Below are 11,769 nucleotides of genomic sequence, written 5' to 3' on the forward strand. Positions count from 1 at the left end.
TTCCCCGCTTGGGCCGAACTCGCCCCGCCGATGTGGTCCTCCCCTTCTACGGGTGGGTCATGCGCAGCACGTCGAGGGCCTCGTCGAGCTGCTCCACGGTCAGGTCGCCGCGCTCGACGTACCCGGACTCGAGCACCACCTCGCGGATCGTCTTCCGCTCGGCCAGGGACTTCTTGGCCACCTTGGCCGCCTCCTCGTAGCCGATGTACTTGTTCAGCGGCGTGACGACGGACGGCGAGGACTCCGCGTACTCCCTGGCCCGCTCGACGTTGGCGGTGATGCCGTCGACCGTACGGTCCGCGAGCAGCCGGGCGGCGTTGGCGAGGAGCCGGACCGACTCCAGGAGGTTCTTGGCGATCACCGGGAGCATCACGTTGAGTTCGAAGTTCCCGGCCGCGCCCGCCACCGCCACCGTGGTGTCGTTTCCGGTCACCTGTGCGGCGACCATCAGGACCGCCTCGGGAATGACCGGATTCACCTTGCCCGGCATGATCGAGGAGCCCGGCTGGAGGTCGGGGAGGTTGATCTCGGCGAGGCCGGTACGCGGCCCCGACGCCATCCAGCGCAGATCGTTGGAGATCTTCGTCAGGGAGACGGCGATGGTCCTGAGCTGGCCGGACGTCTCCACCAGGCCGTCCCGGGCGCCCTGGGCCTCGAAGTGGTCACGGGCCTCGGTGAGCGGCAGGCCGGTGGCGCGGGCGACCTCGGCGATGACGGCGGCGGAGAAGCCGGGTGGCGTGTTGATGCCGGTTCCCACCGCCGTACCGCCGAGGGGGAGTTCGGCGAGCCGGGGAAGGGAGGACTCCAGCCGCTCGATCCCGTACCTGACCTGGGCCGCATAACCGCCGAACTCCTGGCCCAGGGTCACCGGAGTGGCGTCCATGAGGTGCGTACGACCGGACTTCACCACCTCCGCGAATTCGGCCGATTTCCGCTCCAGGGACACCGCCAGACGGTCGAGGGCGGGGATCAGGTCGCGGGTGACGGCGGCGGTCGCGGCGATGTGGATCGAGGACGGGAAGACGTCGTTGGACGACTGGGACGCGTTCACATGGTCGTTGGGGTGGACGTCCCGGCCCTCGGGGAGGCGCTCGCCGGCGAGGGTGGCGAGGACCTCGTTGGCGTTCATGTTGGACGAGGTGCCCGAGCCGGTCTGGAAGACGTCGACCGGGAAGTGCTCGTCCCAGCGCCCCTCGGCGACCTCCGCCGCGGCCTCCTGGACGGCGTCGGCGATGTCCTCGTCGATCACGCCGAGTTCGGCGTTGACCTTGGCCGCGGCGGCCTTGATCCGGGCGAGGGCCTCGATGTGGGTGCGCTCCAGGCGCTGACCCGAGACGGGGAAGTTCTCCACCGCACGCTGGGTCTGGGCGCGCCATTTGGCGTGTGCGGGGACCCGCACCTCGCCCATGGAGTCGTGCTCGATCCGGAAGTCTTCCCGGTTGTCACTCGTGTCACTCATGTATCCCAACCTCCTGTAAAAGTTGAGCAGTTGTCTTGTTCTGCCTATTCCCAATGCGCGTACCGGCCAGTAGAAACCGTGGGTAACCCCACCCTCCAGGAGGCGCAATGAGGCGCACCAGGCACAGAGTCCGCTGGACGGTCGCGGCCGCGGCCGCGGCCGCGACGGTCTTCGGAACCATGGCAGCCGCGGCACCCGCCGGCGCGGCCGACACGACCGACGGCACCGCTCGCATCGCATCCGTACCGCTCTCGCCCGAACTGGAGGCCATCCGCGCCGCCGAAGCGGTCAAGATCTACGGCGACCCGGCCGAGCGGCCGCTCGCCGACCGCAAGAGCGGCCTGATCTCGCTCGGCGACAGCGAGATCTCCGGCGAGGGCGTCGGCACCTACGAGCCGCCGACCAACGGCCCCAGCAACTGGTGCCACCGCTCGCCCGAGGCCGCCGTCCACCGCACCGGCATCCCCGCGGACCTCACCTTCAACGTGTCCTGCTCCGGCGCCCACACCGGCAACATCAGGATCGGCGGCTCGAAGCAGTACGCCGACGAACTCGTCCAGAGCGACAACCTCGCCGTCAAGGCCCGCAACACCCGGATCAAGATGGTGCTCCTCGTCGCCGGAGCCAACGACGACCTGCAGTTCGGACCCGTGATGACCGACTGCGTCACCCGCTATCTCACCCTCCAGGGTCCCTGCGAGCCGAAGTACGCCCCCGGCTGGCAGGCCCGCGTCGACGCGCTCGTCCCCAAGGTCGAGCAGACCGTACGCGATCTGAGGACCGTCATGCGGGACGCCGGCTACGCCGACCGCGACTACAAGCTCGTCGTCATGGGCTACCCGAGCCCCATCGGACCCGACTTCCACGACAACCCGAACTTCCCCGGCAAGCTCGCCTGCGGCGGACTCGGCTACGACTCCGACACCGTCTGGGGCCGCAACACCGCCGTACCCGCCTTCGAACGCGGCATGCGCAAGGCCGCCGCGAACACCGGCGCCACCTACCTCGACAACTCGCGGCTCTTCCACGGCCACGAGGTCTGCATGGACGACGCCTGGGCCCGGGGCCTCTACATCGACCTCTCCAAGCCCGGCACCCCGGACGAGAACTCCGTCCGGCAGTCCTTCCACCCCAACGCCCGCGGCCACGCCGCCTTCGCCTCCTGCCTCACGCAGCTCTACAACTCGAACGTGCGCGAGGCCAGTTGCGCGGACGTGAACTCGTCCGGGACGCCGGCCCTCTTCCCGTACGCCTGGGACGACGTCTACAAACCGCTGAAGAACGCCGCCACGGGAAACTGCGTGGACGTCAACGCCTCGAACAGCGCCAACGGCACCGGGGTCCTCGGCTGGGACTGCCACGGCGGCCGCAACCAGGGCTGGTGGTACGACTCCGCCCGCAAGACCGTCCACACGGAGCTGACCCAGGACCGCTGCCTGGACGTCCCGGGCGCGAAGTACCAGGCGGGCACGGCGATGATCGTGTGGAACTGCTCGGGCGCGGCGAACCAGGCGTTCGTACGCGACGGGGCCACGATCCGGCCGGCGGCCGCGACCGGGCTGTGCCTGACGCAGGCGGCGGCGAAGGAGCCGCTGCGGCTCCAGAACTGCGACGGCTCGGCGAACCAGCGGTTCGCATAACGGCGACGACGTGACGACGCGTTGACGCGTTGACACGGCAAACTACGGGGCCCGGGCCAGGGCCCTCGTCCGGTGCGGGACGGGGGCCCCGGTCTCGCGGTCGTCTAGAGCGCCTTGAGGCTGGAGCGCGCCAGCTCGTACGCCGGAAGCATCTCCCGGTGCTCCTCGGAGTCGAGCCCGCCGAGGTGCACGATGACGGTGCCCTTCGGGGTGGAGACCGCGAAGGCGCTCTCCTCCTTGGACTCCTCCATGATCTTGTTGTAGATGGAGTACGTCACCTCGACGACGGGCAGCGCGCCCGCCTTCGTCTCCTTGTAGGAGACCTTGGAGGTGTTCTCCTCGGCCTTCACGAACCCTTCGAGCGCCGTACGGGCCGAGCCGCCGGGGGCGGTCCAGACGCGCATGTAGCCGATGTTGCCGGCGGGCTTGGCGTCGATCTCGCAGACCATGGTCGCGGGGCCCTGCTTGCCGAGCGCGGCGGCGAGTTCGTCGTTCTCGTCGACCTTGACGGCCTTCGGCTTCCAGTCGGCGGCGAGCCCGAAGGAGACGGGAAGGACGCAGGCGGTGCCCGGCCCCCCGAGGGAGGCCGCGGCCTTGGCGCCCTTGCCCTTGGCGGCCGTGGTGGCCTCGGCGGCGGCCGGTGCCTCCTTGACCTCAGGCGTCGACGCCTTCTCCGTACCGCAGCCGCCCAGCACGCCGACGGCCGTGACCGCGGCGAGGACGGGCGCCAGGGCCCGTACCCGTATGTGATGTCTCATGCGCGTCAGCCTAGTGAGGCCGGCTCGGGGCTCCACCGAGGGGCGGGTCGCAGGGGGGAGGGGGCCTTGTCCCGCCGCCCACCGGCCGCAGGACGCTGAGCGCCGCCGGGCCGCCCCATGCCACTGCCGCGCATCACCACCCACTCGGCCGCGCACAAGGACCTCTCCCGCACGCCCCGGCCCCCGCACCACGACAGGGGACCCCGGCTCCCGCCGAGGGCCCCGCCATCATCTGCGTACGTACCGCCCTGCCGCTGTCAGCCCAGGCCCGGGCCGCGCACCGGGATGTGGGTGAACGTCGGCTCCGGAGCCGGGTCCTGGAAGAAGTCGTTGCCCTTGTCGTCGACGACGATGAACGCCGGGAAGTCCTCGACCTCGATCTTCCAGACGGCCTCCATGCCGAGCTCCTCGTACTCGACGACCTCGACCTTCTTGATGCAGTCCTGCGCCAGGCGCGCCGCCGGGCCGCCGATCGAGCCCAGATAGAAGCCGCCGTGGCTGCCGCAAGCGTCCGTGACCTGCTTCGAGCGGTTGCCCTTGGCCAGCATGACCTTGGAGCCGCCCGCCGCCTGGAACTGCTCGACGTACGAGTCCATGCGGCCGGCCGTGGTCGGGCCGAACGAGCCGGAGGCGTAGCCCTCGGGGGTCTTGGCCGGACCGGCGTAGTACACCGGGTGGTCCTTGAGGTACTGCGGCATCTCCTCGCCGGCGTCGAGGCGCTCCTTGATCTTGGCGTGCGCGATGTCGCGGGCCACCACCAGCGGACCGGTCAGCGAGAGCCGGGTCTTGACGGGGTACTTCGTCAACTCGGCGAGGATCTCGTCCATGGGCTGGTTCAGGTCGATCTTGACGACGTCACCCGCCTCGTCCAGGTGCTCGTCCGTCGTCTCCGGCAGGAAGCGCGCCGGGTCGGTCTCCAGCTGCTCCAGGAAGACGCCCTCGGCGGTGATCTTCGCGACGGCCTGACGGTCGGCCGAGCAGGACACGGCGATCGCGACCGGCAGCGAGGCGCCGTGGCGGGGGAGACGGACCACGCGCACGTCGTGGCAGAAGTACTTGCCGCCGAACTGCGCACCGATGCCGATCTTCTGGGTCAGCTCGAAGACCTTCTCCTCCAGCTCCTTGTCCCGGAAGCCGTGGCCGAGCTCCGAGCCCTCGGCGGGCAGCTCGTCCAGGTAGTGCGCGGAGGCGTACTTCGCGGTCTTCAGGGCGAACTCGGCGGAGGTGCCGCCGACGACGATCGCCAGGTGGTACGGCGGGCAGGCGGCCGTGCCGAGCGAGCGGATCTTCTCCTCCAGGAACTTCATCATGCTCGCCTCGTTGAGCACGGCCTTCGTCTCCTGGTAGAGGAAGGACTTGTTGGCGCTGCCGCCGCCCTTGGCCATGAAGAGGAACTTGTACGCGCCGCCGTCGGTCGCGTACAGCTCGATCTGCGCGGGCAGGTTCGAGCCGGTGTTCTTCTCCTCCCACATGGTCAGCGGGGCCATCTGGGAGTACCGCAGGTTGAGCTTGGTGTACGCGTCGTAGACACCGCGGCTCAGGGCCTCCTCGTCGCCGCCCTCGGTCAGCACGTTCTGGCCGCGCTTGCCCATCACGATCGCGGTGCCGGTGTCCTGGCACATGGGCAGGACGCCCGCGGCGGCGATGTTGGCGTTCTTGAGGAGGTCGAGCGCGACGAACTTGTCGTTGCTCGACGCCTCCGGGTCGTCGATGATCCGGCGCAGCTGGGCCAGGTGGGCCGGGCGCAGGTAGTGCTGGATGTCGTGGATGGCCTCGGCGGCGAGCCGGCGCAGCGCCTCGGGCTCGACCTTGAGGAACGTACGGCCGTCGGCCTCGAAGGTGGAGACACCTTCGGAGGTCACCAGGCGGTAGGGCGTGGTGTCCTCTCCCAGGGGGAGTAGATCGGAGTACGCAAACTCTGGCATGACGGCGGCCATTCCTCACTCGGCAGACAGCTGCGCCGCCTCCATTGGCAGCGCGTCCTCAAGCGTAAGACGCGCCACCGACACCCATCCTGTGAGGTAAGGCTCACTTGCCGCTCCGGCCGCTCCGGCCGCTCCGGCCAGTCCGACCGATCCAGCCGGACCGGGGGCCGACAGCCGCCCATGGCCGACAGCCCCCCATGGCCGGAAGCCGCGCCGCGCCCCTGGTCGCGATCTATCGCGTTTCGCTAGTCTGAGTTCGTGGACCTCGAAAAGCAGCCCCAGAAGCCGGTCGCCCCCGCCGAGCCCGCCCCTGTCGCGCCGGCCCCCGCCGCTGCCGGTGACTCCCTGCGGGCCTCGGACGCCGACCGGGACCGGATCGCGGACATCCTCCGGGACGCCCTGGCCGAGGGGCGGATCGACGCCGAGGAGCACTCGGAGCGGATCGACGCCGTCTACCGCGCCAAGACCGTGGGCGAACTGGAGCCCATCGTCCGTGACCTCCCCGCCGGGACCCGGCCAAGCCAGGATCCGGAATCGGCCTACGCGTACGGCCCGGACGACACCTCGGCCCCCGCCGACAACGTGGTCGCCGTCTTCTCCAGCACCACCCGGAAGGGCCGCTGGCGCGTGGGGCGCAGGACCAACGCCTTCTCCCTCTTCGGCCACATCGAGATCGACCTGACCGAGGCGCTCTTCGCGCAGCGGCTCACCACCATCAACGCCACCTCGATCTTCGGCAACGTCGAGGTGCGGGTCCCGGAGAACATCAGCCTGCGGGGCAACGGCACCGGGGTCTTCGGGAACTTCGAGGTGGTGAACATGGAGGCGGCCGACCCGCAGGCCCCGGTCGTCGTGATCAACGGCTATTCGGTCTTCGGCAACGTCGAGGCGAAGCCGAAGCGGGGCAAGTGGGTCACGAACCTCCAGAGCCGGCTGCGCAAGCACCTCGGCCACTGACCGGAGGGGCCACCGGCCTCGGCCACTGACCGGAGAGCCACTGACCGTGGGCCGCCGGCCGGAGGGCAACTGCCCCAGCGGGCAGGGGCCGTGAACGGCACGAGGCCTCGGTGACCGGAATCCGCCCCTGAGGTTCCGGAGTCCGGAACTCCACGGCACCCAGTGCATAGGCGCACGCACAGCGGGTAAGGCTGCTGCATCGTCTCTCGCTCGCGAAGCCGTCGTCAGGAGTAGACCGTGCTGCATCTGCCGCATCAGCCCGTCCAGGTCGCCGCCGTCCCTCCCCAGCGTGCCCCCGCACGAGAGGACGAGGGCGGCCCCTGGCACACGGAGGCGGTGTGCCGCCGGGACGAGGCCGGGCTGTTCTTCGCCCCTTCCAAGGAGCCGACCGCCGCCCGGCTCTCCCGTGAGGAGGCGGCCAAGCGGGTCTGCGCCCGCTGCCCCGTGATGGTCGAGTGCCGGGAGCACGCGCTGCTCCAGCCGGAGCCGTACGGCGTGTGGGGCGGGCTGACCGCGGCCGAGCGCCGCGTCGTGCTCGCCCGCCGCCGCAGGCGCGAGGTGGAGCTCAGAAAGGCGGCGACGGACCGGATCGCCGCGGCCGGCTGACGGTCGGGGCTCCGAGGTTCGACGCTTCGACGGCCGGCCGCGCGGAACGGAGACGTCCGGAGCGGCCGGTCGTACGAGAAGGGGCGCCCCCACCGCACATGGGGGCGCCCCTCTTCGTACCTCTGCCTCCGCCGCTACTTCGCGCGGTCGAAGTCGATCTTGCTGTAGGCGCGCAGCTTCGCGAGCCGGTGGGTCGAGTCGATCTGCCGGATCGTGCCGGACTTCGAGCGCATGACGAGCGACGACGTGGTGGCCGTCTCCGAGCGGTAGCGGACGCCGCGCAGCAGCTCGCCGTCCGTGATGCCGGTGGCCACGAAGAACACGTTCTCGCCGCTGACGAGGTCGTTCGTGGACAGCACGCGGTCGAGGTCGTGACCCGCGTCGATGGCCTTCTGGCGCTCGGCGTCGTCCTTCGGCCACAGCTTGCCCTGGATGACACCGCCCAGGCACTTGATCGCGCAGGCCGAGATGATGCCCTCGGGCGTCCCGCCGATGCCGAGCAGCAGGTCGACGCCCGTGCCCTCGCGGACGGCCATGATCGAGCCGGCCACATCGCCGTCCGAGATGAACTTGATCCGGGCGCCGGTCTCGCGGATCTCCTTGACGATCCCCTCGTGGCGGGGACGGTCCAGGATGACGACCGTGACGTCCTCGGGTGCCATGTTCTTGGCCTTGGCGACCCGGCGGATGTTGACCGAGACGGGGGCGTTGATGTCGACGAAGTCGGCGGCCTCGGGGCCGGTGACCAGCTTGTCCATGTAGAACACCGCGGACGGGTCGAACATGGTGCCGCGGTCGGCGGCGGCCAGGACGGCGATGGCGTTCGGCATGCCCTTGGCGTTCAGGGTGGTGCCGTCGATCGGGTCGACGGCGATGTCCACCTCGGCACCGGTGCCGTCACCGATCCGCTCGCCGTTGTAGAGCATGGGTGCTTCGTCCTTCTCGCCCTCGCCGATGACGACGACGCCGTTCATCGAGACGGTGGAGACGAGGGTCCGCATGGCGTTGACCGCCGCGCCGTCGGCACCGATCTTGTCGCCGCGACCGACCCAGCGGCCGGCGGCCATGGCGGCGGCCTCGGTGACGCGCACCAGCTCCAGGGCGAGGTTGCGGTCGGGGGCCTCGGGGGAGACCTCGAGTTCGGACGGCAGATGATGCTCGGTCATCGGAGCGCACCTTTCTGTACGGCGACGGCCGGAAATGAAGAGGGTCCTGCGACTCTATCGGTACGTCGACAAATTGAGCAGAGGGGCCCACGTATGAGCACAGCACCATGATGCGACCATGGGGGGCGTGGCAGGTATGCGAGGCAGGCAGACGGTACGCGGGATGTTCCAGTCCCTGGCGGTGATCATGGTCGCCGCGGGCGTGATGTATCTCTTCATCCCGCACGACGAGGACGCGAACCCGGTCCAGGCGAAGGACTACCGGATCGAGCTCCTGACGGCCCAGCGGGCGGCGCCGTATCCGGTGCTGGCCCCCGAGGGGCTGGACAAGGAGTGGAAGGCGACGGTCGTCTCGTACAAGCGCGAGAAGGGCGATGCCTGGCACCTCGGCTTCCTGGACCCGGACACGCAGTACGTCTCGCTGCACCAGTCGACGGCGGAGCCGAAGGAGTTCGTCCCCGACGTCACGCAGCAGGCCGCGAACACCGGGAAGACGCAGACGGTGGCCGGCCAGGTCTGGCAGCGCTGGGAGGGCCCGAAGTACGACGCCCTGGTGCGGACGGACGGCAAGGCGACCACAGTGGTGACGGGTACGGCCTCGTTCGAGCGGCTGGCGGAGATGGCAGCCGCGCTGCAGTCCAAGAAGGTCTAGACGCGCGGCGACGTACGTGAGGAAAGGGAAAGGCCCCCGGCGCGGGAAGCGCCGGGGGCCTTTGTCTCGTCCTGTGCCGAGGTGGGCTCAGACGGTGGTGACGACCTCGTCGTAGGCCAGGCGCGGGGAGCGCGGGAACCACGCGTCGTCGCCGGGCTTGCCGATGTTGACGACCATGAGGGGCGTGTGGTCGTCGTCGAGGAACTCCTTCTGGACGCCGGCGAAGTCGAGGCCGGTCATCGGGCCGGCGGCGAGGCCGGCGGCGCGGACGCCGATGATGAAGTAGGCGGCCTGGAGGGCGGCGTTCAGGGCGGCGGAGCCTTCGCGGGTCGGGCGCTCGGCGAAGAAGACGTCCTTGGCCTGCGGGAAGTGCGGGAACAGGGCCGGGAGCTCCTCGTGGAACTCGTTGTCGGCGGCCAGGATCGCGACCAGCGGTGCGGTGGCGGTCTTGGGCTGGTTGCCCTCGGCCATGTGCTTGACCAGGCGCTCGCGGGCCTCGGGGGAGCGGACCAGGACGACGCGCAGCGGCGACTGGTTGAAGGCGGTCGGGCCGAACTTCATCAGGTCGTATATCGCCTGGATCTGCTCGTCGGTCACCGGCTCGTCGGTGAAGGTGTTGGCGGTGCGGGCCTCACGGAAGAGGAGGTCCTGGGCGGCGGGGTCAAGGGCGAGAGACATGCTGCGTACCTTCCGGACATGCAAGGGATCAACCGATGTCCCGACCGTACGACGGTGATTGGTTAATTTTCAACTAACTCATGCGGATAGTGATCCGGTTCACATCGCCCACCCTAGCGAAGTCAGGTCACTCGTCCTCGCCGGCCGTCCCCTCCTGCTCCGCCGCCAGTGAGGCGTCGAGCCGCGCCCGCGCCCCTTCGAGCCAGCGCCGGCACACCTTCGCCAGCTCCTCGCCGCGCTCCCAGAGGGCCAGGGACTCCTCCAGGGTCGTCCCACCCGCCTCCAGCCGCCGGACGACCTCGATCAGCTCGTCGCGTGCCTGCTCGTAGCCGAGCGCCGCCTCTTCCACCGTGCCTGCCATGCGCACCACCCTATGTGTGGGTTCGGACAATGGATCAAGATCCGTCGACGGGGGTCCTGTCGACGGGTGGCCTGTCGGCCGGGGCGCTGTGGGCCTCGTCCGCCTCGGACCGGCCGCCGACGCGGGACTCGTGGGCCTGGGGTCCGTCGGCCTGGGACCCTCCTGCTCCGCCGACGCGGGACAGGCCGCCCGGGGCGCCGTCGGCCACGGGCCCGTCGACGCGGCGCACCGCGAACTCGCCCGCGGCCACGCGCGCCCGCAGCTCCTCGTCCACGGCGACCTCCTCCGGGCTCCGTACGACCGACCCGTCCGCCCGCTGGAGCACGGCGTACCCTCGCTCCATCGTGGCGGCCGGCGAAAGCGCCCGGACGCGCGCGCGGGTGTGCGAGAGCTCGGAGTCCGCCCGGTCGAGGAGGTGCCTGAGGGTCCGCCGACTGCGCGCGAGCAGCGCGTCGAGCTCGTCCTCCCGCAGCTCCACCATCCGCTGCGGATGCTCCATGACCGGCCGCGCCAGCGCGTGCGCGAGCCCGCGCTCCTCGCGCTCCAGGAGCCCCCGCACCGTCCGCAGCGCCCGGTCCCGCAGCCCCTGCACCCGGTCGAGCTCCTCCCCGACGTCCGGTACGACCTTCTTGGCCGCGTCCGTCGGCGTGGAGGCCCGCAGGTCGGCGACCAGGTCGAGCAGCGGCGAGTCCGGTTCGTGGCCGATCGCGGAGACCACCGGCGTACGGCAGTCGGCGACGGCGCGGATCAGCTGCTCGTCCGAGAACGGCAGCAGATCCTCCACGCTGCCGCCGCCCCGGGCCACGATGATCACGTCCACGCCGTCGTGCGCGTCGAGCTCCTTGACGGCCTGGAGGACCTGCGGCACGGCCTTCACGCCCTGCACGGCGACGTTGCGCACCTCGAACCGGACGGCCGGCCAGCGCCGTCGCGCGTTCTCCAGGACGTCCCGCTCGGCGGCGGAGGCGCGGCCGCAGACGAGACCGATGAGCTGGGGCAGGAACGGCAGCGGCTTCTTGCGGTCGAGCGCGAACAGCCCCTCGGCGCCGAGGCTCCGCTTCAGCTGTTCGAGACGGGCCAGAAGCTCACCGATGCCGACCGGCTTGATCTCCACGGCGCGCAGCGAGAGCTGTCCACGCGGCGCGTACCACTCGGGCTTGGCGTGCACGACGACGCGGGCGCCCTCGGAGACGACGTCGGCGACGGCGTCGAAGACCTGGCGGTAGCAGGTGACGCCGATGGAGATGTCGTACGAGGGGTCCCGGAGGGTCAGGAACACGACTCCGGCCCCGGGCCGCCGGGACAGCTGCGTGATCTGCCCCTCGACCCACACGGCTCCGAGCCGGTCGATCCACCCCCCGATGAGCCGGGAGACCTCCCCTACGGGAATCGGTGCTTCGGCGGACGTATTGAGACCCATGCGCCGAGACTAGTCCCAGCCTCGGACACCCGACCCGCCCCGACGGCAGGACCGGCGCTCGGGGACAGCCCTTTCACGCCATGGCGGTGGCGGGCCCGGGTCCCCGCTCGCCGCGACAGGGTGGCCGCACCCGCCCAGCCTGGCTCA

General features: G+C 70.4%; 11 protein-coding genes. 4 read left to right on the top strand and 7 right to left on the bottom strand.

What is annotated here, in order from left to right; genetic code table 11:
- Positions 1-46: 46 nt before the first annotated feature.
- Positions 47-1,459: a class II fumarate hydratase gene (locus ACIRB4_RS03885; protein WP_403288243.1), complete on the bottom strand. Its 1,413-nt coding sequence runs from the start codon at positions 1,457-1,459 to the stop codon at positions 47-49.
- A 107-nt stretch (positions 1,460-1,566) separates the two neighbouring features.
- Between ACIRB4_RS03885 and ACIRB4_RS03890 the strand changes: the two genes are divergently transcribed.
- Positions 1,567-3,099 (top strand): ricin-type beta-trefoil lectin domain protein, encoded by a 1,533-nt coding sequence (locus ACIRB4_RS03890; RefSeq protein ID WP_403288244.1) that lies wholly within the window; start codon positions 1,567-1,569, stop codon positions 3,097-3,099.
- Between the two features lie 104 nt (positions 3,100-3,203).
- On the opposite strand, the gene ACIRB4_RS03895 is transcribed toward ACIRB4_RS03890, so the two are convergent.
- Together ACIRB4_RS03895 and ACIRB4_RS03900 are read right to left on the bottom strand one after the other, a co-directional pair.
- A complete protein-coding gene (locus tag ACIRB4_RS03895) occupies positions 3,204-3,857 on the bottom strand; it encodes a lipoprotein (protein WP_403288245.1) in 654 nt (217 codons plus the stop codon).
- A gap of 257 nt (positions 3,858-4,114) precedes the next feature.
- Positions 4,115-5,782, bottom strand: coding sequence for a fumarate hydratase (locus ACIRB4_RS03900; RefSeq protein ID WP_403288246.1), 1,668 nt, complete (start codon positions 5,780-5,782; stop codon positions 4,115-4,117).
- Positions 5,783-6,040: 258 nt separating this feature from the next.
- Between ACIRB4_RS03900 and ACIRB4_RS03905 the strand changes: the two genes are divergently transcribed.
- Positions 6,041-6,739 (top strand): DUF1707 domain-containing protein, encoded by a 699-nt coding sequence (locus ACIRB4_RS03905; protein WP_403288247.1) that lies wholly within the window; start codon positions 6,041-6,043, stop codon positions 6,737-6,739.
- Positions 6,740-6,976: 237 nt separating this feature from the next.
- A complete protein-coding gene (locus ACIRB4_RS03910; RefSeq protein ID WP_403288248.1) occupies positions 6,977-7,345 on the top strand; it encodes a WhiB family transcriptional regulator in 369 nt (122 codons plus the stop codon).
- Between the two features lie 134 nt (positions 7,346-7,479).
- Here ACIRB4_RS03910 and glpX read toward each other — a convergent pair whose 3' ends face one another.
- Positions 7,480-8,511, bottom strand: coding sequence for a class II fructose-bisphosphatase (gene glpX, locus ACIRB4_RS03915; protein ID WP_403288249.1), 1,032 nt, complete (start codon positions 8,509-8,511; stop codon positions 7,480-7,482).
- 118 nt (positions 8,512-8,629) lie between these two features.
- On the opposite strand from glpX, the gene ACIRB4_RS03920 reads away from it, so the two are divergent.
- The gene (locus ACIRB4_RS03920; protein WP_403288250.1) at positions 8,630-9,163 is read left to right on the top strand and encodes a DUF4245 domain-containing protein; all 534 of its coding nucleotides are present in this window, start codon (positions 8,630-8,632) and stop codon (positions 9,161-9,163) included.
- Between the two features lie 87 nt (positions 9,164-9,250).
- Here the strand turns inward: ACIRB4_RS03920 and ACIRB4_RS03925 are convergent, their stop codons facing one another.
- The 3 genes from ACIRB4_RS03925 to xseA all read right to left on the bottom strand — a co-directional run bounded on the left by ACIRB4_RS03925 (position 9,251) and on the right by xseA (position 11,622).
- On the bottom strand, positions 9,251-9,841 hold the full coding sequence (locus ACIRB4_RS03925) for a malonic semialdehyde reductase (protein WP_356885544.1): 591 nt from the start codon (positions 9,839-9,841) through the stop codon (positions 9,251-9,253).
- A gap of 127 nt (positions 9,842-9,968) precedes the next feature.
- Positions 9,969-10,202 (bottom strand): exodeoxyribonuclease VII small subunit, encoded by a 234-nt coding sequence (locus tag ACIRB4_RS03930; RefSeq protein ID WP_403288251.1) that lies wholly within the window; start codon positions 10,200-10,202, stop codon positions 9,969-9,971.
- 34 nt (positions 10,203-10,236) lie between these two features.
- Positions 10,237-11,622, bottom strand: coding sequence for an exodeoxyribonuclease VII large subunit (xseA, locus tag ACIRB4_RS03935; protein ID WP_403288252.1), 1,386 nt, complete (start codon positions 11,620-11,622; stop codon positions 10,237-10,239).
- Positions 11,623-11,769: the final 147 nt, after the last annotated feature.

This window comes from Streptomyces sp. NPDC093600 (assembly GCF_044764755.1).
In the GTDB taxonomy this organism is placed as follows: Bacteria; Actinomycetota; Actinomycetes; order Streptomycetales; family Streptomycetaceae; genus Streptomyces.

Coding starts and splice junctions, on each gene's coding strand:
- ACIRB4_RS03885 (WP_403288243.1), bottom strand. CDS start 1,459: ATGAGTGACACGAGTGACAACCGGGAAGACTTCCGGATCGAGCACGAC.
- ACIRB4_RS03890 (WP_403288244.1), top strand. CDS start 1,567: ATGAGGCGCACCAGGCACAGAGTCCGCTGGACGGTCGCGGCCGCGGCC.
- ACIRB4_RS03895 (WP_403288245.1), bottom strand. CDS start 3,857: ATGAGACATCACATACGGGTACGGGCCCTGGCGCCCGTCCTCGCCGCG.
- ACIRB4_RS03900 (WP_403288246.1), bottom strand. CDS start 5,782: ATGCCAGAGTTTGCGTACTCCGATCTACTCCCCCTGGGAGAGGACACC.
- glpX (WP_403288249.1), bottom strand. CDS start 8,511: ATGACCGAGCATCATCTGCCGTCCGAACTCGAGGTCTCCCCCGAGGCC.
- ACIRB4_RS03920 (WP_403288250.1), top strand. CDS start 8,630: ATGGGGGGCGTGGCAGGTATGCGAGGCAGGCAGACGGTACGCGGGATG.
- ACIRB4_RS03925 (WP_356885544.1), bottom strand. CDS start 9,841: ATGTCTCTCGCCCTTGACCCCGCCGCCCAGGACCTCCTCTTCCGTGAG.
- ACIRB4_RS03930 (WP_403288251.1), bottom strand. CDS start 10,202: ATGGCAGGCACGGTGGAAGAGGCGGCGCTCGGCTACGAGCAGGCACGC.
- xseA (WP_403288252.1), bottom strand. CDS start 11,622: ATGGGTCTCAATACGTCCGCCGAAGCACCGATTCCCGTAGGGGAGGTC.